Here is a 22,069-nt window from a genome sequence, read left to right as displayed (position 1 = left end):
GTGTATGATAAATGTCCCTCTGTCAGGTTAATTACAACGTGCAGACGACGACAACCCATAAAAAATTGCCGCCTGCCTGTTTTAGGTTGGATACATGCGTAAAGGAAAGTTAAGCAGTGATGCGCCATTCGGGACATTGTTAGGCTATGCGCCCGGTGGCGTGGCGATTTACTCTTCAAATTACGGCAGTCTGGACCCGCGAAAATACCCGGAAGACGCGGATTTTCGCAGCTACATCGGCAACGAATACATGGGCCACAAGTGGCAGTGCGTTGAGTTTGCCCGCCGTTTCCTGTTCCTCAACTATGGCTTTGTGTTTACCGACGTCGGTATGGCGTGGGAGATCTTCTCTCTGCGCTTTTTGCGTCAGGTGGTGAACGATAACATTCTGCCCCTTCAGGCCTTTGCCAACGGTTCAAAACGCGCCCCGCGCGCCGGAGCGCTGCTGATCTGGCAAAAGGGCGGCGAGTTTCACGAGACCGGCCACGTGGCGGTGATCACCCAGCTTCTGGACGATAGGGTGCGTATTGCGGAGCAGAACGTGATTCACTCCCCGCTGCCGCTCGGGCAGCAGTGGACGCGCGAGCTGCGCCTGAGCGTGGAGAACGGGTGTTACACCCTCCACGACACCTTCAGCGACACGGAAATTCTCGGCTGGATGATCCAGACCGAGGATACGGAACACAGCATTCCCCAGCCGGAAATCGACGGTGAACTGCTGAAAATCAGCGGCGCGCGGCTGAAAAACAAACGTCAGTTCGACGGCAAGTGGCTCAACGAAAATGACGCGCTGCAGCAGGCGTATATCCGCGCCAACGGCCACGTGATCAACAAAGATCCCTGCCAGTACTTCACCATTACCGAAAGCGCCGAACAGGAGCTGATCAAGGCCACCAACGAACTGCATCTGATGTACCTGCACGCCACGGACAAGGTGCTGAAAGACGACAGCCTGCTGGCGCTTTTCGACATCCCGAAAATCCTCTGGCCGCGCCTGCGCCTCTCCTGGCAGTGGCGTCGTCACCATATGATCACCGGTCGTATGGATTTCTGCATGGATGAGCGCGGCATCAAGGTCTACGAGTACAACGCCGACTCCGCCTCCTGCCATACCGAGGGCGGGCTGATTCTCGAAGAGTGGGTGAAAAACGGCTATCGCGGCAACGGGCATAACCCGGCGGAAGGCCTGCTGGAAGAGCTGACCGGCGCCTGGAAGCACAGCCACGCGCGGCCGTTCGTCCACATCATGCAGGACAACGATGTCGAAGAGGACTATCACGCGCTCTTTATTCAGCGTTCGCTGATGCAGGCCGGGTTTGAGACCAAAATCCTCCACGGGCTGGGGGCGCTCAGCTGGGATACCGCCGGACAGCTGATTGACGACGAGGGTCGCCACGTCAACTGCGTGTGGAAAACCTGGGCGTGGGAGACGGCGATAGAGCAGATCCGCGAGGTCAGCGAAACCGAATATGCCGCCGTGCCGATCCGCACCGGGCATCCTGAAGGCGAAGTGCGCCTGATTGACGTTCTGCTGCGCCCGGAGGTGCTGGTCTTTGAACCTTTGTGGACCGTTATTCCAGGCAACAAGGCGATTCTTCCGGTGCTGTGGCAACTGTTCCCCAATCACCGTTACCTGCTCGACACCGATTTTGAGGTCAACGATCTGCTGAAGCAGACCGGATACGCCGTTAAGCCGATTGCCGGACGCTGCGGCAGCAATATCGACCTGATCAGCGCCCAGGACGAGCTTCTGGATAAATCCAGCGGCAAGTTTGTCGACCGTAAAAACATCTACCAGCAGCTATGGTGCCTGCCGAAGGTCGACGGGAAGTACATTCAGGTCTGTACCTTTACCGTGGGCGGGAACTACGGTGGGACCTGTCTGCGCGGCGATGACTCGCTGGTGGTGAAGAAAGAGAGCGATATCGAGCCGCTGATCGTGGTTAAAGATAAGTAGTTCTTAGCCGCTTTAAAAAAGCCCCCGCAGGGCATCCTGCGGGGGCTTTTCGTTACTGTTCTTCCTCTTCCTGCCCGTTGATCTTCAGATCGATGATGCGGCCAATCTGGTCATGATAGACCGTCAGCAGGTTGTACTGGCTCATCTCGGAGATGATCTGCGGTGAGACATTAAAGCTGCGGGCCAGCTCCTCCTCCTGCAAATAACCCGGCTGACGCCGCCTGACGTGGGCGCGGCGGCGATTGTACTGATACCACAAAATCAGCAGCCAGCCGTTGAGCGCGGCGAACAGCAGGTAGAGCAACACCGTATTAAAGGACGCAATAATCACGCCCCAGCTTTGGTCGCTCTCCTCTGTTAGCTGCATCCAGAGCCGGGCATACAGGAAAAACAAAAAGCCTCCCCACGCCACCAGCGTTAACGCGGCATCGAAAAGACGTGGCAACAGCCGATGTTCGGTCAGTATTAAGGTATTTTCGTTCATTGAAGGCTTCCTTTTCCCCGGTCCGGACTGATCCAGCGCGCGCGGGCGCGCTGGCGTTTAAGCATGACTTTTGGAAAGGCGACGAGGGTGGTGAACAGGCCGATCATCCAGTACACCATCGGGAACCAGATCACCCAGAAAAGCGAGCTGGCCACCTTACGTTCATAGCGCCGCTCGATGAACAGGCTGACCAGGAACTGCAGGAGGCACATCACGCCCAGCAGTAGCCCGGTAAACTCCGGTGGAAAGAGGCTCTCCACTGTCAGCCTGGCAGGAACAGGGGCGATATGGCTGAGAATAAATAACAGCACCGTCATGGCGTACGCGAAGGCCCACAGCGTTGACAGGGCGTACTCGATAAAAAGGGGCCACATGCGGTGATGCTCCCAGCGCACAATCCTGCGAAGGTTGACCAGAAACACCTCCGCGCCGCCCTGAGCCCAGCGCAAACGCTGTTTCCACAGGCCCTTGAGCGTCTCCGGCATCAGGATCCAGCACAGCGCCCGCGGCTCGAAAAAGATATCCCAGTGGCGCAGCTGGAGCTTCCAGCTGATGTCGATGTCTTCGGTGATCATGTCCGGGCTCCAGTACCCGACGTCCGCCAGCGCCTGTCGACGAAAGGCGGCGATGACGCCCGAGACGGTAAAGACCCGGCCATAGATCCGCTGCGTCCGCTTGATGAGCCCGATAATCGATGAGAACTCGCCCACCTGAATGCGGCCGATCAGCGTGGAGCGCGTGCGAATACGCGGGTTCCCGGTGACCGCCCCGACGTGGGGATACTGAATCAGCGGTGCCACCAGATACGCTGCCGTATCGCGATCGAGCAGGGCGTCACCGTCAATGCAGACCAGCAGATCGCCCCGGGCCGCCGCCGCGCCGGCTTTGAGCGCCAGCGCTTTCCCCTGATTTTCCGCGAGATTAATCACCCGCAGGCGCGGCTGTTCCATCGCCAGCGCCTGCAGCACCTGCGCCGTGTTGTCAGACGAGCCGTCGTTGATGGCGATAACTTCTATATTTTCATACCGCTGATCCAGCGCGGCGCAGATGGTCTCCCGGGCATTTCGTCCCTCGTTAAAGCAGGGGATCAGAATAGAGATGAGCGGCTCACCGGCGAGCGTCGGGGCGGGCGTGTCTTTATCCCACGACCAGTGGCGTTCAAGCTGAAACCAGAAATAGAGCCCGCCGGTTATCCAGAGCACGGACATGAACAGCGGCCAGAAGAACACAAAATCCAGAATCAGCTCGCCGGTAAAGAGGGCGGCCACGCCTAACGGCAACCCGAATACCAGACATAAAATAGAAAAGGCGATAATGCGATCAGTCATTGTCAGGGTACCAGTACGAAGAAAATACAGGCCTGATGCGTGAGATATCAGGTTGGTTGTTGATGAAATCATCGGGGTAGTAACCGTAGTTTTTGACGCCGTTCAGCTGGAGCACGCGCATCCACTGCGCAAGCTGGCTATCAGAAACGGCGCGCTGCGGTTTCTTATCCCAGTCCCTGGCCTGCAGTTCAAAAATGGTTTTATCGATCGCGCCGGGACGTGTGGCGACCGCTTTAACCAGACGCGTCAGCCAGTCATCGCTCTCGTCAGCCGAAATGGACTCCATCAGCGGCATGGCCATCGGCACCGTCCAGTCATACTCCGCCAGAAAATCGTCAAGATTCTGCGCGAACCACGCTTCGCTTTCCGGCTGAAGAATGGGTAAGGCGAACATGTTGCGCGCGGTTTTTATCTGCGGGCCACGGATATGCTTCACCGCCAGGCTCAGGGCATGGGTAAACCCAATCAGCAGCTGGCTTTTCTGACGTGTTGTGCTCTGAGCGCCATCGTCCACGTCCGTCAGCACCGCATCGTCATGGAACAAAATCCCGTTGAAGCTGGCATAGCGGGCCAGATCTTCGTAGATGTCCGTTATCTGCTGGCGCACCTGCGGGTCCCACGGGGAGAGCCGGATATAGGGCTCGGTGGCTTCGCGCAGCTGGCCGGTTTGATGATCCCGGCGCTGCACGCGCGGCAGGGCAGGATCGAGATCGAACGAGAGCACCGGCATCCACGCGAAGACTTTCACCCCCGCGCGGGTTTGCAGCTGCCAGGAGACAAAATTAAAGAGATCGGCCCGGACCGGCAGACGACGGTTGGGGAAATAGAGCGCCTTGATCCTGCCGTCGCCCTGCGGGTCGGCAAACGCCTGCAGAAAAACATGGCTGATTTTCATGTCGTAGACCCGCTGGATCAGCTTGTTGATGTTTTGGGTCTGCTGGGCCGGATCGGGATCGTAAACGTAGTCGAGATCGACGTGCATGACGCGAACGGGATCGTGCTCCTGAACCTGGCTTACCGTACTGGCAAACGCCTTGAGCGAGGGGTTTCCTGAGATCAGCAGACGAGGGATGTTCCCCAGCTCCTGCACGTTCCCCAGCCCGTCCTCAAGGGTAAAGGCCAGCTGATAACCCTGCTGTCTGGCGATCGCGAGCGACGTGCCGTTGGCGGCGCCGTAGGGCCAGACCCAGGCGCGCGGTGCCTTGCCCGTTACCTGCGTGATTTTTTCAGTCACTTTACGAACGTCATCTCCGATCCGCTGGTTGAACTGCCGATCGGTTTCATAGCGGCCCGTGGCTTTATCATAAAAGCGGTTGGCGATGGCAGGTTCGCGGCTGCCCTGCGGGTTGGCCGGAATGCCGTAATGCGAGGCCCAGGTGTGCGATCCGATCTCAATCAGCGGGGACCGGCTGAGCTCGCGCACCATGTCCCACGTCGCGAAGCGATCGCGGGGCGTCATCAAACCGCCGAAGTTAACTTTTTGATTTTCCGGCGTATCCACCCAGCTGCCCACCGGCGCCCAGAGCGCAGGGACGTTCCACGCCTGAAGCAGCGGCCAGACGCGGGTGTAAAAGCTGCTGTAGCCGTCGTCAAAGCTGAGCAGAACGGCTTTCGGCGGCAGCGTTTTTTTTGCGTCATGGGCATCCAGAATGTCCTGCACGCTGATGATGTGATAACCGTTGTGCAGCAGCCAGCTTATCTGCTCGTTTAGTGCGCTGGTACGCACGGAGAGGTAGCGCTGATCGGCGGCATCGTCTTCTACATCGTGGTAGGCCAGCACCAGAAACTGGTTCTGCGGCCAGGGTTTGCTCGCCTCCAGCTGTGGCCGCGCTTTGGGCGCAATAAATGAAAATGCATGCGCGCAGACGCTCGCGCTGAGGCAGAGCCAGCCGAGAAGTATCAGGCTCGCGGAAAAACGTGTGTTAAGCATAATCATCCTTAAAAGCGTAAAGTCGCGTCTAACGTGACGGAGAGGTTGCTCTCGCGTTTGCCGTCGTAAGGGCGTTTATCCCAGTTCAGCATCACGCCGGTATCAATAACGTTGTTCCACTGAACGCGCTGTCCGTAACCCAGCAGGGCGATGGCGCCAGCGGACTGATTTTTCTGCCAGTAGCTGCCGCCTCCCGCCACGAACTGCTGGCTCCAGAGGGTGTCGTAATGGCGGTACATCTCATGGTCAACGGCCAGGGCCGCCGTCACGGAGAGATCCCGCGCCGGGTTGTAGTAGAGCGTGTCCCGCAGGCTATTTTTACTGGCGGCGATCCCCGGTTCGAGATCCAGCGTCAGTGACGGGGTCTGCCAGAGACGCTCCTTGCCCGTGAGGGTGTATTCCTGGCGGCGGTTATGATCCGAGAAGCGGCTGAGGGCGGCGCTGAACTGGTACTCACGACGCTCGTTTTGATACCAGCGCACGCCGCCTTCCCCCCGGTTGGCGTTGATCCCGTTGCGTAACGCCCGCAGGGGCGTGGTGCGCGACAGGCGTTCAAGGCTGCCGCTGACCTGCCAGTTATCTGTCAGAACGTACGTAGTTGAGAGTCGAGCGCCCGGCTTGTTTGCCCCGTGATAGCGGTTGCTGGAGAGTTCGGCTTCGAGCTGGAGGTTGCGTGGCCGCCATTCGACGCCGCCCAACAGGTGACGGCTGGAGCCTTTGCCTTCATCGGAATTACCTTCGGCATAGCGGGTGCCGGCAAACAGCCGCCAGCTATCCGCCACGGGCGGGCCATAGAGCGTGGCGTCCCAGTTGAGGTCGTGCGTCCCGCTGACGGGGTTATCGGAGTGCAAACCCTTGCTCGCGTTGAGGCGCAGCTCGGACATATGGTGGACGGTGCGGAGCCTGTCCAGACGCCTTGCGCTGCGATCGCGCGGCGCGCGGGCGATAACGTCGTCAGCCAGTAAATCCATCTGCCGCCATTCCTGCAGATCCATGGCGACGTAAGCCTGCTGCTGCTCAAGCTCCAGATTCGAGGGCTCCAGCGCCTCCGCCATTTTCAGCGTTTGCTCGGCCGCGCGCGGCAGGCCTCGCGCCTGAAGCAGCGTGGCGTAGTCAATCTGCAATCCCTGATTGCCCGGCGCGGTTGTCGCCAGACGTCGCGCCAGCTTTTCGGCTTCCGGCAGTGCATTCGTCGCCAGCAAATAGTTAAAACGGAGCGACTGGCCGGCAAGCCACCGATCGTTCGGCTGAGGGGTAGGGGAGCCGAAATCGTAACGGGTCCAGGGAACGTAGCGGGTCTGGCGCTCAACGTACTGGCGGGCGGCCTGATACTCTCCCGTATCCAGCCAGGCGTAGAAAAGCGCGTGTTCCTCGTCCTGCGGATCGGAAGCGTATTGCGGATAGCGCTGCAGAAGCGCGAAGGCGGCAGCGGTATTTTTCTCCTGGAGGTAGGACGAGATCACCCAGCCGATTGCCCAGCCCGGCACCGGATGCCGGGCTGCCGTCAGATCCTGATATTCACTGATGACCCGCGGGTACTCAGCATGGGCATACAGCGCGCCGAGTCGGTCGATACGCGCAAGGATAATGTCTTCGGCCGCCTGCGGCTCGCTTTTCCAGCGAGACAGCAGCGCGTCGTAACGATTCAGCGCAGATTGCGCAAGCTGCAGGCGCTCCTTTTCTGTTCTGCCAGGCACATCTGCAAGGCGAACGCTTTCGGCTGCGGCATTCAGCTCTAGACGACGACGCTCCGCTGGGGACAGCGCCACCTTTTTTGAAAGCTGGAGAGCGGGAGTATTGACCCGGTTATCCGTTAGCGCGTCGATCAGCTCGCGAAGAAGCGCGTGATTTTCTGGCGCGATATTCAGCGCGCGCGTGTCTGCTAAAAGCCGATCCCAGCTTTTTCCCTGGCGTAACCAGACATACCCCAGCGTCTGAAGATGCGCCTGAGAGGGATCCTCCGCCACCAGCTGTCGGGCTTCCTTGAGGGCAAGCGTATCTTTACGGGCATCGGCCAGGGTTTTGATATAGCCGATACGATAATCGTCGTTATCCGGCGCAAGGCTCAGCGCTTCTTTCCAGAGCGCCAGAGCTGGCTGCCACGCTTTCTGATTTCTCCTGGCCTGTGCGACAGCCGCAACGCCACGGGCGGGCAGCGGCATATAAATGCTGTAGCGCTGCCAGACCTGAATAACCTCGTCATCATGACCTGCCCAGGCCGCCACCTGTAACCAGTCCGCAACGTGTTCAGGCGTCAGGGCATGCTGCTGCTGATAACGCTGAAGATAATCGAGAAACGACGTGTAATTACCGTTACGCGCCTGTTGAATCTGTTGCTCATAAACGGATTCCGAACCCTGAACCAGAACAGGAAAGAGTAATAACAGAAACAATAATGTTGGGGTGCGATAAAAGAATAATGTACTTAAGCGAAGCGATCTTTCCATATCTATTTGCCATTTGTTTATCATGAATCCATTGCATAACACGGCCGCCTTTTAACTCTGCGTTAAAGGCCATAAATGGGAACATTAAATCTGAATGCAGTAACGTTATAGGGTACTTACTTAAAGGTAATTATGAAACCTCATCTCAGTGGTCTTGATGGGAGGTAATGTACACCTGATATGTTGCCGGATAAATATGCTGAAAAGCTGCTGTGTAGTTTTGAGATAATTCTGTAATGAGCAGTTTTTTGTGTTTATTTTGAATTGAGTCATTAATTGTAATGCATTGAAATATAGTGGTTTTATTTTTATTGTGACAGTTTTGTATATATTTTAAATGACGCATATTTGCCTCAATTAAAGTACTTTCTGGTGCATGTTTGGGAAGTTTCATGACAAAAATTCTTAATGTTTAGAGAAGTGACTTTTCTGGGGTTGTTTTTTATTTATAATTAAAGGCAGACATTGAATGATAGTCTACAGGAAGTCTTACTCATCAATGTGTGTATTGAGGGATGTCCAAAGCCAGAATACATTTATCGTTAATATAACAGCGCTATAAAACGAAGGCGGTCTTCTTTTCGCAGGATCGTTCTTGCTTTAATCTAAAAGGGATGGTTAGTGGCAACTTCAATAGTGTTAGTGACTCAGGATCGCTACCTTGTCAGGGGCATGCGGATATTTTTTCCGGATATTATCCTGCTCGATTCGATTGACAGAAACATATTTGATAACGGTGCAGATGAATATTCTGTATTGATTGATAGTCGTGCGCCGCTTCGTTTATATGATTACCTGATACGCCATCCGGCCAGAACGAGAAAAACGATTTGCTGCGTTATGCTTGATATGCGCCATCGCGAGGAGAATCTGCTCAGTATGAAGCTGTTTATGAATACGTCGCTGACGGAGCCGGACATGGCCTCGCTGTTTAATCTGGTGCTCAATATGAAGGGCAGGCGCCTGACCACGAAGTGGCTGCTGAATTTACGGCTGAGCACGCATGAAACGATCATGTTGCGGTTGCTGAGGGCAGGCATGTCAATGGAGGAGATTGCAGGCGAACTGAATACGTCAGTGAAAAGTCTCTACCGCAAACGTACGGCGCTCTCGGAACGCCTGGGGGCGGAGAACTTCAATGAGGCGTGTCTGTTTATCTTCAAAAATAAACTGCTGGGCACAGGTGGGAACGATCCCTAAAGTTGTCAGGAATTCAAAAGCAAAAAACCGCCACGAGGGCGGGTTCGTTAATAAGGTGCGTGGTAACGCACTTTTCTCGATGCCGGCGGATGTAAGGTGGCAGAAAATGAGCGGGTGGCGGTTGGATTTTGGGGGAGAGGAAACGCGTATTATAATGAAAAACGAAAAGTATCTTCTGCTCTTTAACCCCGTTTATGAAATGCCAGAGGCTAAGCCAAGTGTTTTATCCTGAGCGGGTGATACCAGAAGGAGACTCCTGGAAGTGATTGAAAAATTTAAAAGGACGTTAGAAATGAATAAATATCTGTCTGGTCTGTGTGTTGTTTCTTTTTTTTATTTTTCTTCAATATGTTACGCGCACTCTACGGGGCAAAATAAAGTTCAGGTTAGTATCGAACCCAGCAACTTTAATAGTGGATATATCCCGGTAATTTATGGTGCAGATGAAATCGAGCCTTCTAATTTCAGGGGGGAGGATCTAAAGGAGATGCAGGATAGCCTGAGGAAGATGAAGTCCGACAACCGCAAAGTCGATGAGCTAACTCAGAAGGTTTTACAGCTTGAGAGAAAGAATTCTGAGCAGGAGAGTAAGATCGAGCGATTGCAAAGAAGCCTTGATGACATGAAGCGGAGCAACGACAACCTTTCAAATCAGGTCAGCAATTTATCCGGCAAAATTAAGTGATAAAAAAGAGCCACCGCCTGTATTAACTTACCGGACTATTATCGTAAGCGTGCCTGCATTAAAGCCACGCTTATCAGCGCCCAGAAATCGGCCGTAGCCATATAGCAAAAACCCGCCTTTTGGGCGGGTTCTTTAAATAGTGGTGCCCGGACTCGGAATCGAACCAAGGACACGGGGATTTTCAATCCCCTGCTCTACCGACTGAGCTATCCGGGCAACGGGGCGCATTAAACCCGATCTGCCCGGTGGCGTCAACGAAAAATGTTGTTTTCGTTACAGACTGCGCAATCTCTCACCATTTCGCCGCATCCTTAAGCGAAAAAGTGCGTCCAGAGCGCGGAGAGCGGCATGGCGAGCAGCAGTGCGGGCAGCATATTCACCACGGCAAACATCTTGATCCCACAGATGCGCAGCCCGGTAGCCAGCAGCAGCAGGCCGCCGACGGCGGTAAAGTCTGCCATCATTGCGGGCGTGGTTAGCGGGAGAATTAGCGTGGCGCAGGTAGCCAGTGCCAGCTGGATAAGCAGCATCGGGACGCAAATCGCCGCCACGGCAATGCCGAGCGTGGTGGCAAAAATAGTGGCGGTGAAGAAATCAAGAAACGCTTTTGCAATCAAAATGCTCGGGTCGCCCGTCATCCCTTCCTGCATCGAACCGAAAATCCCGGTGCCGCTGGCGCAAAACAGAATAATGATGGCGACATAGTTCTGAATAAACGTCTCGTGCGTGCCGTGTTTCGCCTTGCCCGGTCGGGCAATCAGGTTTTTGGCTTTACTCACCGCGCTGTTAATGCCTTTTTCCAGATAGCAAAATTCGCCAATCAGCGCGCCGAGCAGGGTGGCCAACACCATCACCGGCAGGTTGGCGCATTTGATCACCAGAAGAATACCAATCCCTAACGATGCCAGGCCGAATATTGAGGGCATGGAGGTGCGAATCCGCTCCGGCAGCCGCTGGCTCAGCACGGCGCCGAGTACGCCGCCCAGCAATACGGCTCCTGCGTTAATAAATGGCCCGATAACCAAAGTTAACTCCTGTTATTTAATCATTGATATTGCATTATTATGGCACGGCAGGGCTTCGCGGGCCTTAGCTTTGGCTGATTTCGTGCATACTGATTCCTTCTTGCACCTCAAAATAAAAGGTGACATTATTGCGCGAATTTTCTCCTCCCTGTCTCACCGTCCGGTGAGGGTAACTGCGCCTATGAAAACCATGAAAATTGCCGTCAGCCGCGAGCTGCTCTCCACTGTGTCTACGCACCGCGAAAAGGTGACGCTGGACAGCACTGATTTTACCGATGTGGCGGCCGTCGTCATCACAACGGCTGAAAGCCGCAGCGGTATCCTTGCACTGCTGAAACGCACGGGCTTTCAGCTGCCGGTGTTTATTTTTTCTCCAGAGCCAATGGAGGTGCCCGACGGCGCCACCGCGGTCATCTCGGGCAAAGCTCAGGAGTTTCTGGAACTGGAGAGCGCTGCCAGCCGTTATGAAGAGAATCTGCTGCCGCCTTTTTTCGACACCCTGAGCCAGTATGTGGAGATGGGCAACAGCACTTTCGCCTGTCCGGGCCACCAGCACGGGGCCTTTTTCAAAAAGCACCCGGCAGGGCGACAGTTCTATGATTTCTTCGGTGAGAACGTGTTTCGCGCCGACATGTGCAACGCCGACGTGAAGCTGGGCGATCTGCTGATCCACGAAGGCTCCGCTAAGCACGCGCAAAAGTTCGCGGCGAAAGTGTTTAACGCGGATAAAACCTACTTCGTGCTGAACGGCACGTCAGCGGCCAACAAGGTAGTGACCAACGCGCTGCTGACCCGCGGCGACCTGGTGCTGTTCGACCGCAATAACCATAAGTCTAACCACCACGGGGCGCTGATCCAGGCGGGTGCGACGCCGGTTTACCTTGAGGCCGCGCGTAATCCGTTTGGCTTTATTGGCGGAATTGACGACCACTGCTTTGACGATGCGTATCTGCGGGATCTTATCCGCGAGGCGGCACCGGAGAAGGCCGATGAGGCACGTCCGTTCCGCCTGGCGATCATTCAGCTTGGCACCTACGACGGGACGATCTACAACGCCCGTCAGGTGATCGATAAGATCGGCCATCTGTGCGACTACATTCTCTTTGACTCCGCCTGGGTGGGCTACGAGCAGTTTATTCCGATGATGGCGGAAACGTCCCCGCTGTTGCTGGAGCTGAACGAGAACGATCCGGGGATTTTCGTGACCCAGTCGGTGCACAAACAGCAGGCCGGGTTCTCGCAAACCTCGCAGATCCATAAAAAGGATAACCACATTCGCGGTCAGGCGCGTTTTTGCCCTCACAAGCGGCTGAACAACGCGTTTATGCTGCATGCCTCCACCAGCCCGTTTTATCCGCTGTTCGCAGCGCTGGATGTGAATGCCAAGATCCACGAAGGGGAAAGCGGACGCAGGCTGTGGGCGGAGTGCGTCGAGCTGGGGATTGAAGCGCGCAAGGCAATCATTGCCAACTGTCATATGATCAAACCGTTTATCCCACCGGTGGTAGCGGGGCGGCCGTGGCAGGATCATCCGACGCACGCCATTGCCAGCGAGCTGCGCTTCTTCAGCTTCGAGCCGGGGGCCAAATGGCACGGCTTTGAGGGCTATGCAAGCGAGCAGTACTTTGTCGACCCGTGCAAGCTCCTGCTGACCACGCCGGGCATCGATGCCGAAACCGGCGAGTACACGGATTTCGGGATCCCGGCGACGATTCTGGCGCACTACCTGCGCGAAAACGGCATCGTGCCGGAGAAATGCGACCTTAACTCGATCCTGTTCCTGCTGACCCCTGCCGAAAGCAGCGAGAAGCTGGCACAGCTTGTGGCGATGCTGGGCCAGTTTGAACAGCATATTGAAGACGACACGCCGCTGGCGGACGTGCTGCCGACGATTTTTCAGAAATACCCGGTGCGCTACCGGGATTACACCCTTCGCCAGCTGTGTCAGGAGATGCACGATCTCTACGTCAGCTTCGACGTGAAGGATTTGCAGAAGGCGATGTTCCGCAAGGAGAGCCTGCCTGAGGTGGTGATGAACCCGCAGGATGCGAACCGGGCCTATATTCGAGGCGACGTGGAGCTGGTTCGCATACGGGATGCCGAAGGGCGAATTGCTGCCGAAGGGGCGCTGCCCTATCCGCCAGGCGTGCTGTGCGTGGTGCCGGGTGAAGTCTGGGGCGGGGCGGTACAGCGTTACTTCCTGGCGCTGGAGGAGGGCATCAACCTGCTGCCGGGCTTCTCGCCGGAACTGCAGGGCGTTTACAGCGAGAAGGATGCCGACGGGATTAAGCGGCTGTATGGGTATGTGCTGAGATAGTGCGGGCTGCTGCCCTCACCCTAACCCTCTCCCCCTGGGAGAGGGAACGTCTCATCAAACCGCACTACGCTTGTACATCCTCCTCGGATGCCCGATCTTGCCGTACAGCATCTCCACCGTCAGAAAACCCGACTCGACGCAGTGTTCCAGATAGCGACGGGTGGTGGTTTTACTCAACCCCGTCTCGCTCACCACCTCATCCACGGTAAAGCAGTGCGTTGCCTTGTCGTTAAACAGCGACTGCACCCGCGCCAGCGTATTTTCCTCAATGCCTTTGCTGCCGTTGTCCTGGCGGTAGTTTTTCGCCTGCAGCTGATACAGAGAATCGACGTTTTGCTGGTCGACAATCTTCCAGACCCGCTGCTGTTCGGCAAACTGCACAAACCGCTCCAGCGACTGGCTGAGCCGCTTCCAGGAGACGGGTTTGAGGATGTAGTCGAACGCGCCGTTGCGGATGGCCTGGCTGCAGGTGTCCATATCGCTGGCGGCAGTAATAAAAATCACCGAGCAGTTGGCGCGGGCCAGCATGGGGTTATTGATAAGCGAGATCCCTTTGCCGTCCGGCAGGTAGTTATCCAGCAGCACCAGCTGCGGCTGTTTATTTGCAAGTTCTGCCTGGGCCGCAGCCAGCGACGAGGCAATGCCCACCAGCCTCAGACGCGGATGTTTGCCTATCAGCTCCGCGTGCAGTTGCGCCAGTTCGTTCTCGTCTTCAACAATCAGTACGTCGATAAGTTCATGTTGCATAGTCGGTGTCTTCCAGTTGCCGGGCGGTTCCCGTGGCCGGGATAAACAGGGAGAAAATGGCGCCGCGCGGGGTATTATCGGCAACTTCTATTGCGCCGCCAGCCTGTGTGACATAGCTTTCGATCAGATACAGACCAATCCCATGATCGCCGCGCGTCTTGGTGGTGATGCCGCGTTCAAAGATCCGCTCACGGATCTCCGGTGTAATGCCAACGCCCTGGTCGGCGACTTCAATAATCAGCTCCTGGTCGCTGAGCTTTATCAGCACCTCCACCGGCGCGTGGGGAAGCGGCGACCGCTGCGTCGCTTCGATGGCGTTATCCAGCAGGTTACCAATAATCGAAATCAGTTCCTGCTCCCCGAGGGGAAGGAATGATTTATCCAGCCGACAGGCCGGATCGAAGCACAATTCAACGCCTTTCTCCCGCGCGCGGGCGGCTTTCCCCAGCAGCAGACCGCACAGGGTCGGTGAGCTGAAGCGCGAAGAGATAAAGTCCAGCAGCTCCTGGGCGTGTTCAGACTGCGCCTGAATGTAGCCAATCGCCTCCTCATAGCGGCCCATATGCAGCAGGCCGGAGAGGGTGGTCATCCGGTTTAACTGCTCGTGGCGCATAATGCGGAGGTTATCGACATAGCGTTTGACCTGGCTGAGCTGGGCGCTCAGAGAGTCGATCTCGTTGCGATCGCGGAAGGTGATCACCCAGCCCTGCAGCGATCCCTCAAGCATGATGTGTACCCGGCTGGCAATCACCGTGAGATCGTTAAAACGGCAAATCTCGTCATGGGTATCTTTCGCCAGCATCGTCTGCGTGCCGAAGAACGGGACCGGATCGATTACCTGGCTTATCAGCTGTCCGCGCAGTTCACGGGCCGGCTGGCTCAGGCCCAGCAGCTTGCGCGCCGCCTGGTTGATGACTTCAATCCGCCTTTGATCGTCAATGGCAATCACCCCTTCATAAATAGACTCCATCATGGCCTTCTGCTGACGCACCAGCAGGCCGATCTCGCGCGGCTCAAGGGAGAAGATCTGCTTCTTAATACTGCGGGTAAAGAACCAGGAGAAGATAAAGAGAGCAATCAGCAGCAGCACGGCGGCAATCAGAATGTTGACCACCTTACTGACGGTAATGGTGTCCAGGTAGCTGGTGAGATAGCCGACCGAAACGATGCCGACCACCTGTCCTGCAGCGTTGAAGATGGGGGCTTTACTGCGCAGCGAAATGCCCAGCCCGCCTTTGCGGATGGTGGTGATGCTTTTACCCTGCAATACGGCTTCGTTGTCACCGCCTACCAGCGTGGTGCCCACTCTGTCGGCAAAGACGGAGTGAAAAAGATGCTGGCCTTTATTATCACCAATCACAATAAAGCTGGCGTCGCTGTGCGCAGAAATCTTCTGCATAAAATCATGGATGGCGTTGATATTCTTTTGTTCAACTTCATTACGCAATGTCGGAATAAGCGCAATCTCTTCAGCCTGTATTTTGGCTCGCGTACTCATTTCCTGATAAAGCTGTTTCCCTACGTCGGCATAATAATATCCGCCCAGTAACGCAAAAAGCACTGAGAAAAAGGCAACCAGCGAAATAAACAGCTTGATCTGGAAAGAGACTTTCATAACTATCACGCAAGGTAGCGACAAAGATCGCCAATATATCATCTTTTTTTGCGCGTACGCCCGCTTTGCCGAAAACTTGTGATCCCTTGCACAGCGGGCGCTGTAAAAGCGTTATCCAAAAGGCTAACGTGCTTTGGGCTGCATCAACAAATGTTATTTGTTTGTTCAATTTAGAAAAGAAACCATAAAAACCACGGCAATAAATAAGGTATAAATCACATTAAATAAAAGAAACCATTAAAACCATAGCTGCCATTAAAACTTCGCTTTTAATATGCCATCCCTCACATAAAGTAAGCCTTTGTGACTCTAAGCTGAACGCACAAAATAACCAAGGGGCTTATTATGAGCACAACTGACGATTCTTTCTCTGTTACCCACGACCCGATTGAAATTCAGCGACCTTCGCTCAAAGAGCGCTGGTGGCATATTATGGATACCTGGAAAATCGGGATTATTCCTCTGCCGCTGTTCGTTCTGGCGGGCGTGCTGATTGCCATTGATTGCCTGGGCGGAAAACTGCCGAGCGATATCGTGGTCATGGTGGCCACGCTGGCCTTCTTCGGCTTTGCCTGCGGCGAGTTTGGCAAACGCCTGCCGATTGTCGGCAAGCTCGGCGCGGCGGCGATTTGCGCCACCTTTATCCCTTCCGCGCTGGTCTATTACGGCCTGCTGCCGGACGTGGTGGTCGAGTCCACCACCAAGTTCTACAAATCCACCAACATCCTCTACCTCTATATCTGCTGCATTATCGTCGGCAGCATCATGAGCATGAACCGCACGGTGCTGATCCAGGGCTTCTTGCGCATTTTCTTCCCGATGCTGTGCGGCGAAATCGTCGGCATGCTGGTAGGGATGGGCGTCGGCCTGGCGCTGGGTCTTGAGCCATTCCAGATCTTCTTCTTTATCATTCTGCCGATTATGGCGGGCGGCGTGGGCGAAGGGGCAATCCCGCTTTCCATCGGCTATGCCACCCTGCTGCATATGGACCAGGGCGTGGCGCTCGGTCGCGTGCTGCCGATGGTCATGCTCGGCGGTCTGACGGCGATCATCATCTCCGGCTGCCTGAACCAGCTGGGCAAGCGTTATCCACACCTGACCGGTGAAGGCCAGCTGATGCCTAACCGCGCCAATGCCGATGCCACCGTCTCTCAGCCTGCATTCTCCGGCAAGGCGGACGTGACCACTATCGCCTCCGGCGCGCTGCTGGCGGTGCTGCTCTACATGCTGGGCATGCTCGGCCACAAGCTGATTGGCCTGCCTGCTCCGGTCGGCATGCTGTTTATGGCGGTTCTGGTGAAGCTCTGTAACGGTGCCTCTCCGCGCCTGCTGGAAGGCTCTCAGGTGGTGTACAAATTCTTCCAGACCTCTGTGACCTATCCGATTCTCTTTGCCGTTGGCGTGGCTATCACCCCGTGGCATGAACTGGTGGCCGCCTTCACGCTGACCAACCTGCTGGTGATTATCAGCACCGTCTCCGCGCTCGTGGCGACCGGGTTCTTCGTCGGCAAAAAGATTGGTATGCACCCGATTGATGTCGCCATCGTCTCCTGCTGCCAGAGCGGTCAGGGCGGTACCGGCGACGTGGCGATCCTGACCGCAGGCAACCGCATGAGCCTGATGCCATTCGCCCAGATTGCTACCCGTATCGGCGGGGCGATTAACGTCTCTGTCTCACTGCTGATTCTGGGCAACTTCCTCGTTTAAGTTTTCAGGAAAGAACAATGAAACTCGCAAGCTTTTTATACCAGGGAAAACGCAGCTACGGCATCGTCCAGGCCGACGGCGTGATTGATTTAGGCCGCCGTCTTGGCGACCGCTACAGCGATCTTAAAGCGCTGCTGCAGGGTAACGGGCTGGCACAGGCCACCCGCTACCTGAACGATGCCGTGGACGTGCCGATGAGCGCCATCACCTTCTTACCGGTGATTGAGCAGCCGGAAAAAATCCTCTGCGTGGGCATGAACTACGCCGACAAGCGCAAGGAGTTTGACCAGCACAACCCGGCCCCAACCCTGTTTGTCCGTTTTCCGGATTCACAGACCGGCCACAACGAACCGGTGCTGAAGCCGCGCCACTCCAGCGAATTCGACTACGAAGGAGAGCTGGCGGTGATCATCGGTAAAGGCGGGGAGAACATCAGCCGTGACGACGCCCTGCGTCACGTGGCGGGCTACAGCTGCTACATGGACGGCTCCGCCCGCGACTGGCAGCACACCTGGTTTACCGCCGGTAAAAACTGGCGCAAAACCGGCGCGTTTGGCCCGTGGATGGCGACGGCAGATGAGATCCCCGATCCGCACAGGCTTGCAATCCGCACCTGGCTGAACGGCCGCATGGTGCAGGAAGACAACACCAGCAGCATGATCCACAAAGTTGCGGAGCTGATCGAGTACATCAGCACCTTCACCCGCCTCAGCCCGGGCGACGTGATCATCACCGGATCCCCGGGCGGGGTGGGTAAAAAGCGCAATCCGCCGCTGTTTATGAAAGAGGGCGATCGCATTGAGGTGGAGATCGAGCATATCGGTCATCTGAGCAACGTAATCGTGGAAGCGCCAGCCGTCGGGCTTGCGGCAGCACATTAAGTAAGGCGGCAGCATGCACTCGCAACCCATCGATTTTCGCCACACCCTCGTGGCGAAACACCCGGAACGCTTAAGCCAGATCCGTTACCTGCTGGCAGACAGCGGCCTTGGCCTGGACAACGACATCACGCTGTTCGTCGAAGCCTGGTCCGGCCCGCAGCTGGTGGGTTGCGCAGGGCTTGCTGCCAACGTCATCAAATGCGTGGCGGTCAACGAGCAGCTTCGCGGCGAGAACCTCAGCGCGCGGCTGCTGGCAGAGGTGGAAAATGCGGCGCTGGAGTGCGGCCATTTTCACCTCTTCCTCTGCACCCGTCCGTGCAACCGGGAGCGCTTTGCCCGCAGCGGCTTCTGGCCGATTGCCCAGAGCGGGAACAACGCGGTGCTGATGGAGAACACCCCGCAGGGGATCGAGCGCTACTGCCGTTCCCTGAGCGCGAAGCGCAAGTGCGGGGAGAACATTGGCGCCATCGTGATGAACGCCAATCCGTTCACCCTCGGCCACCGCCATCTGGTGGAGCAGGCGGCGCAGCGGTGCGATGCCCTGCATCTGTTCGTGGTGCGTGAAGACGCCTCGTTCTTTCCGTTCAGCGCCCGTCTTGAGATGGTGCGCGCGGGCGTGGCGCATCTGCCGAACGTCGTGGTGCATGAAGGCTCGCAGTACATCATCTCTCGAGCCACCTTTCCGGCCTACTTCCTGAAGGAGACCGGCAAAGTGCAGCAGGCGTGGAGTGAGATCGACGTGCTGATCTTTCGGGACTTTATCGCCCCGGCGCTGGGCATCACGCACCGCTTCATCGGCTCGGAGCCGTTCTGCGATATCACCCGCCAGTACAACCAGACGCTGCACGACCTGCTGGCCTCACATATTGAGGTGGTGGAAATGCCGCGCATCAAGGCCACCGGTAACGCCATATCGGCGTCCGAAGTGCGTCGATTACTGAAGACACAGCAGTTTTCCAGGATCCGGGAGATTGTCCCGGACTCCACCTTCGCGCATCTCGAAACGCATTACCGTGCGAGTGCGGAAGTCGCTTAACTACCAGGAATTTATCATGAAAATTGTAAGGGAGGCGCTGGCCGGAACGCAGGAGTCCAGCGACCTGATGGTGAAAATCGCTCCCGCTCACGGCGAGCTGGAGATAGTCATCCACAGTGAAGTGATTAAGCAGTTTGGCGAGCAAATTCGCCAGGTGGTCAACGACACATTGCGCGCCATGAACGTGCACCAGGGATTAATTATTATTGAAGACAAAGGGGCGCTGGACTGTGTGATCCGCGCCCGCCTGCAAAGCGCGCTGATGCGTGCCGCCGATGAACAGGCCATCAACTGGGGGGCGCTGAAATGAGCAAACTCCGCCGCAGTATGCTGTTCCTGCCGGGCGCTAATGCCGCCATGCTCTCCACAGCCTTTATCTACCGTCCCGACTCCATCATGTTTGACCTTGAGGACGCCGTTGCCCTGCGCGAGAAGGATACCGCGCGCATGCTGGTGTTCCATGCCCTGCAGCACCCGATGTATCAGGATATCGAAACCGTGGTGCGCATTAACCCGCTGAGCACGCCGTTTGGCCTGCTGGATCTGGAAGCCGCCGTGCGGGCAGGCGTGGACGTGATCCGACTGCCGAAAACCGACACGCCGGACGACATCTACGAGCTGGAGGGCCACCTTGAGCGCATCGAGCAGGAGTGTGGCCGCGAGGTCGGCTCCACCCGCGTAATGGCGGCGATTGAGTCGGCCATTGGCGTCATCAACGCCGTGGCGATTGCCCGCAGCTCTCCGCGCCTCATCGGCATTGCGCTGGCCGCCTTTGACTACGTGATGGACATGCAGACCGAGCGCGGCGACGGCACCGAGCTGTTCTACGCCCGCTGCGCCGTGCTGCACGCCGCCCGCGCGGCGGGCATCGACGCCTTCGACGTGGTGTGGTCAGACGTAAACGACGAGGCCGGGTTCCTGCGCGAGGTCGATCTGATCCGCAAGATGGGCTTTAACGGCAAATCGCTGATCAACCCGCGCCAGATTGACCTGCTGCACAACGCCTACGCCCCGACGCAGGAGGAGGTGGATCACGCCAGAAGGGTGATTGAGGCGGCAGAAGAGGGCGAGCGTAACGGCCTGGGCGTGGTGTCGCTTAACGGCAAAATGGTGGATGCACCGATTATTAACCACGCGCAGGTGGTGCTGGAGCGCGCGGCGGCCTCCGGCGTGCGTCGGTAAGGATGAAATAATGAATCAGACAGAACTTCTTCACGTGAATTTTCCCCATCTGCGGGACCTAAAACCGTTTGATACCGCCCACAGCGCCACGCCGTGGCTGGCGGACAGCGACGCGAAACACAGCCGCAAGCTCTGCGCCTCTGTTGAAGAGGCGGTTAAGCGCTGCAGCCTGCAGGACGGCATGACCATCTCCTTCCACCACGCGTTTCGCGAAGGCGACCGGGTGATCAACACCGTTGTGGCGCTGCTGGCGCGCATGGGCTTTAAAAACCTGACGCTGGCCTCCAGCTCGCTGATGACCTGCAACGACGCGCTGATCGAGCATATCGAAAGCGGCGTCATCACCCGGATTTACACCTCGGGCATGCGCGGCAGGCTGGCAGATGCCATCTCCCACGGGCTGATGGACGAGCCGGTGCAAATCCACTCCCACGGCGGTCGCGTGAAGCTGCTCCAGGACGGCGAGCTTAATATCGACGTGGCGTTTCTCGGCGTGCCGTGCAGCGATGAGTTTGGCAACGCCAACGGCACGCACGGCAAATCGTGCTGCGGCTCGCTGGGGTACGCCATGGTGGACGCGCACTTTGCCCGTAAGGTGGTGCTGCTGACTGAAGAACTGGTGCCGTTCCCCAATATGCCCGCCAGCCTGGTGCAGGACCAGGTGGACTACATCGTGCAGGTTGAAAGCGTGGGTGACCCGGCGAAAATCAGCGTCGGCGCGGCGCGCGTCACCAGCAACCCGCGCGAGCTGATGATCGCCCGCTATGCGGCGGATGTGATCGAGCACTCCGGCTATTTCAAACCGGGCTTCTCGATGCAGACCGGCTCCGGCGCGGCGGCCACGGCCTGCACCCGCTTTATGGAAGAGAAGATGGAGCGCAGCGGCGTGAAGGCGCGCTTTGCGCTCGGCGGCATCACCGGCAGCCTGGTGGACCTGCACGAGAAGGGGCTGATCGAAAAGCTGCTCGATACCCAGTGCTTTGACGGTCAGGCTGCGGCTTCGCTGGTGCGCAACCCGAACCACGTGGAGATCTCCACCAACGTCTACGCCAACCCCGGCAGCAAGGCGGCAAGCTGTGACCAGCTCGACGTGGTGATCCTCAGCGCGCTTGAAATCGACGTTGATTTCAACGTCAACGTCATCACCGGCTCCGACGGGGTGATGCGAGGCGCGTCCGGCGGGCACTGCGACGTGGCCGCCGCGGCGAATCTGACCATCGTCGTCGCGCCGCTGCTGCGCAGCCGCATTCCCACGGTCGTGAAGCGGGTTACCACGCGCCTCACGCCGGGCGAAAGCATCGACGTGCTGGTCACCGACCACGGCATCGCGGTTAACCCGGCGCGTCCGGAAATCCGCGAGCGGCTGCTGGAAGCCGGGCTGAAGGTTGTGGATATCAACGCGCTGTACGAGCGGGCGATCTCCCTGACCGGCGACCCTAAACCGATAGAGTTTACCGACAAAATCGTCGGGGTGATCCGCTACCGCGACGGCAGCGTGATCGACACCGTGCGACAGGTGAAGGAGTAA

Annotated in this window: 18 protein-coding genes and 1 tRNA gene; 10 read left to right on the top strand and 9 right to left on the bottom strand. The window is 57.1% G+C overall.

Annotated elements, in window-relative coordinates; genetic code table 11:
- Positions 1 to 94: 94 nt before the first annotated feature.
- A complete protein-coding gene (gene gss / locus AB3N39_RS17525) occupies positions 95 to 1,957 on the top strand; it encodes a bifunctional glutathionylspermidine amidase/synthase (protein ID WP_325848635.1) in 1,863 nt (620 codons plus the stop codon).
- Between the two features lie 52 nt (positions 1,958 to 2,009).
- Here gss and pgaD read toward each other — a convergent pair whose 3' ends face one another.
- The 5 genes from pgaD to AB3N39_RS17500 form a co-directional block, all read right to left on the bottom strand.
- Positions 2,010 to 2,441 (bottom strand): poly-beta-1,6-N-acetyl-D-glucosamine biosynthesis protein PgaD, encoded by a 432-nt coding sequence (gene pgaD / locus AB3N39_RS17520; protein ID WP_133295134.1) that lies wholly within the window; start codon positions 2,439 to 2,441, stop codon positions 2,010 to 2,012.
- Complete coding sequence (gene pgaC, locus AB3N39_RS17515) at positions 2,438 to 3,769, bottom strand: poly-beta-1,6-N-acetyl-D-glucosamine synthase (protein WP_367896921.1); 1,332 nt, start codon at positions 3,767 to 3,769, stop codon at positions 2,438 to 2,440. Before pgaC ends, pgaD begins: the two co-directional genes overlap by 4 nt.
- Entirely contained in the window at positions 3,762 to 5,699 is a 1,938-nt protein-coding gene (gene pgaB / locus AB3N39_RS17510; RefSeq protein WP_325814123.1) for a poly-beta-1,6-N-acetyl-D-glucosamine N-deacetylase PgaB, read from the bottom strand. Before pgaB ends, pgaC begins: the two co-directional genes overlap by 8 nt.
- Before the next feature lie 8 nt (positions 5,700 to 5,707).
- A complete protein-coding gene (pgaA, locus tag AB3N39_RS17505; protein ID WP_367896920.1) occupies positions 5,708 to 8,146 on the bottom strand; it encodes a poly-beta-1,6 N-acetyl-D-glucosamine export porin PgaA in 2,439 nt (812 codons plus the stop codon).
- A gap of 145 nt (positions 8,147 to 8,291) precedes the next feature.
- Positions 8,292 to 8,540 carry a hypothetical protein gene (locus AB3N39_RS17500; RefSeq protein ID WP_127732290.1) on the bottom strand — a complete coding sequence of 83 codons (249 nt, stop codon included), beginning with the start codon at positions 8,538 to 8,540 and terminating at the stop codon, positions 8,292 to 8,294.
- Positions 8,541 to 8,818: 278 nt separating this feature from the next.
- Here AB3N39_RS17500 and AB3N39_RS17495 point away from each other — a divergent pair, with 278 nt between their 5' ends.
- Both AB3N39_RS17495 and AB3N39_RS17490 read left to right on the top strand, forming a co-directional pair.
- The gene (locus AB3N39_RS17495) at positions 8,819 to 9,346 is read left to right on the top strand and encodes a LuxR C-terminal-related transcriptional regulator (protein WP_172621941.1); all 528 of its coding nucleotides are present in this window, start codon (positions 8,819 to 8,821) and stop codon (positions 9,344 to 9,346) included.
- A gap of 262 nt (positions 9,347 to 9,608) precedes the next feature.
- Positions 9,609 to 10,031 carry a hypothetical protein gene (locus AB3N39_RS17490; protein ID WP_367896919.1) on the top strand — a complete coding sequence of 141 codons (423 nt, stop codon included), beginning with the start codon at positions 9,609 to 9,611 and terminating at the stop codon, positions 10,029 to 10,031.
- 140 nt (positions 10,032 to 10,171) lie between these two features.
- Here the strand turns inward: AB3N39_RS17490 and AB3N39_RS17485 are convergent.
- Both AB3N39_RS17485 and AB3N39_RS17480 read right to left on the bottom strand, forming a co-directional pair.
- A tRNA-Phe gene (locus tag AB3N39_RS17485) sits at positions 10,172 to 10,247 on the bottom strand.
- Between the two features lie 95 nt (positions 10,248 to 10,342).
- A complete protein-coding gene (locus AB3N39_RS17480) occupies positions 10,343 to 11,056 on the bottom strand; it encodes a DUF554 domain-containing protein (protein WP_047173584.1) in 714 nt (237 codons plus the stop codon).
- Positions 11,057 to 11,237: 181 nt separating this feature from the next.
- Here AB3N39_RS17480 and AB3N39_RS17475 point away from each other — a divergent pair, with 181 nt between their 5' ends.
- A complete protein-coding gene (locus AB3N39_RS17475) occupies positions 11,238 to 13,373 on the top strand; it encodes an ornithine decarboxylase (RefSeq protein ID WP_367896918.1) in 2,136 nt (711 codons plus the stop codon).
- Positions 13,374 to 13,427: 54 nt separating this feature from the next.
- On the opposite strand, the gene AB3N39_RS17470 is transcribed toward AB3N39_RS17475, so the two are convergent.
- Entirely contained in the window at positions 13,428 to 14,120 is a 693-nt protein-coding gene (locus AB3N39_RS17470) for a response regulator (RefSeq protein ID WP_367896917.1), read from the bottom strand.
- Positions 14,110 to 15,735, bottom strand: coding sequence for an ATP-binding protein (locus AB3N39_RS17465; RefSeq protein ID WP_367896916.1), 1,626 nt, complete (start codon positions 15,733 to 15,735; stop codon positions 14,110 to 14,112). Before AB3N39_RS17465 ends, AB3N39_RS17470 begins: the two co-directional genes overlap by 11 nt.
- A gap of 345 nt (positions 15,736 to 16,080) precedes the next feature.
- On the opposite strand from AB3N39_RS17465, the gene AB3N39_RS17460 reads away from it, so the two are divergent.
- Genes AB3N39_RS17460 through citF form a run of 6 tightly spaced genes read left to right on the top strand, consistent with a single transcriptional unit; the run spans position 16,081 to position 22,069 of the window.
- Positions 16,081 to 17,442 (top strand): 2-hydroxycarboxylate transporter family protein, encoded by a 1,362-nt coding sequence (locus AB3N39_RS17460; RefSeq protein WP_047173580.1) that lies wholly within the window; start codon positions 16,081 to 16,083, stop codon positions 17,440 to 17,442.
- Positions 17,443 to 17,459: 17 nt separating this feature from the next.
- Positions 17,460 to 18,323: a fumarylacetoacetate hydrolase family protein gene (locus tag AB3N39_RS17455; RefSeq protein WP_047173579.1), complete on the top strand. Its 864-nt coding sequence runs from the start codon at positions 17,460 to 17,462 to the stop codon at positions 18,321 to 18,323.
- Positions 18,324 to 18,336: 13 nt separating this feature from the next.
- The gene (gene citC / locus AB3N39_RS17450) at positions 18,337 to 19,359 is read left to right on the top strand and encodes a [citrate (pro-3S)-lyase] ligase (RefSeq protein ID WP_288459334.1); all 1,023 of its coding nucleotides are present in this window, start codon (positions 18,337 to 18,339) and stop codon (positions 19,357 to 19,359) included.
- A 16-nt stretch (positions 19,360 to 19,375) separates the two neighbouring features.
- A complete protein-coding gene (gene citD / locus AB3N39_RS17445) occupies positions 19,376 to 19,669 on the top strand; it encodes a citrate lyase acyl carrier protein (RefSeq protein WP_008499773.1) in 294 nt (97 codons plus the stop codon).
- Complete coding sequence (citE, locus tag AB3N39_RS17440) at positions 19,666 to 20,541, top strand: citrate (pro-3S)-lyase subunit beta (protein WP_039269783.1); 876 nt, start codon at positions 19,666 to 19,668, stop codon at positions 20,539 to 20,541. The genes citD and citE overlap by 4 nt, the downstream gene beginning before the upstream one ends.
- Positions 20,542 to 20,551: 10 nt before the next feature.
- Positions 20,552 to 22,069: a citrate lyase subunit alpha gene (gene citF / locus AB3N39_RS17435; RefSeq protein ID WP_136195088.1), complete on the top strand. Its 1,518-nt coding sequence runs from the start codon at positions 20,552 to 20,554 to the stop codon at positions 22,067 to 22,069.

Origin of the sequence: Enterobacter vonholyi (assembly GCF_040834095.1) — a bacterium.
GTDB lineage: Bacteria > Pseudomonadota > Gammaproteobacteria > Enterobacterales > Enterobacteriaceae > Enterobacter > Enterobacter vonholyi.
Note: the sequence above shows the minus strand (reverse complement) of the source record. Positions and strands in the feature narration are given on the sequence as shown.

Excerpts from the sequence above, each read along its gene's own strand:
- citC (WP_288459334.1), top strand. The coding sequence starts at position 18,337 with ATGCACTCGCAACCCATCGATTTTCGCCACACCCTCGTGGCGAAACAC.
- AB3N39_RS17500 (WP_127732290.1), bottom strand. The coding sequence starts at position 8,540 with ATGAAACTTCCCAAACATGCACCAGAAAGTACTTTAATTGAGGCAAAT.
- AB3N39_RS17470 (WP_367896917.1), bottom strand. The coding sequence starts at position 14,120 with ATGCAACATGAACTTATCGACGTACTGATTGTTGAAGACGAGAACGAA.
- AB3N39_RS17460 (WP_047173580.1), top strand. The coding sequence starts at position 16,081 with ATGAGCACAACTGACGATTCTTTCTCTGTTACCCACGACCCGATTGAA.
- AB3N39_RS17455 (WP_047173579.1), top strand. The coding sequence starts at position 17,460 with ATGAAACTCGCAAGCTTTTTATACCAGGGAAAACGCAGCTACGGCATC.
- AB3N39_RS17465 (WP_367896916.1), bottom strand. The coding sequence starts at position 15,735 with ATGAAAGTCTCTTTCCAGATCAAGCTGTTTATTTCGCTGGTTGCCTTT.
- pgaD (WP_133295134.1), bottom strand. The coding sequence starts at position 2,441 with ATGAACGAAAATACCTTAATACTGACCGAACATCGGCTGTTGCCACGT.
- citD (WP_008499773.1), top strand. The coding sequence starts at position 19,376 with ATGAAAATTGTAAGGGAGGCGCTGGCCGGAACGCAGGAGTCCAGCGAC.
- pgaB (WP_325814123.1), bottom strand. The coding sequence starts at position 5,699 with ATGCTTAACACACGTTTTTCCGCGAGCCTGATACTTCTCGGCTGGCTC.
- AB3N39_RS17475 (WP_367896918.1), top strand. The coding sequence starts at position 11,238 with ATGAAAACCATGAAAATTGCCGTCAGCCGCGAGCTGCTCTCCACTGTG.
- AB3N39_RS17495 (WP_172621941.1), top strand. The coding sequence starts at position 8,819 with ATGCGGATATTTTTTCCGGATATTATCCTGCTCGATTCGATTGACAGA.
- citE (WP_039269783.1), top strand. The coding sequence starts at position 19,666 with ATGAGCAAACTCCGCCGCAGTATGCTGTTCCTGCCGGGCGCTAATGCC.
- pgaC (WP_367896921.1), bottom strand. The coding sequence starts at position 3,769 with ATGACTGATCGCATTATCGCCTTTTCTATTTTATGTCTGGTATTCGGG.
- citF (WP_136195088.1), top strand. The coding sequence starts at position 20,552 with ATGAATCAGACAGAACTTCTTCACGTGAATTTTCCCCATCTGCGGGAC.
- gss (WP_325848635.1), top strand. The coding sequence starts at position 95 with ATGCGTAAAGGAAAGTTAAGCAGTGATGCGCCATTCGGGACATTGTTA.
- pgaA (WP_367896920.1), bottom strand. The coding sequence starts at position 8,146 with ATGGAAAGATCGCTTCGCTTAAGTACATTATTCTTTTATCGCACCCCA.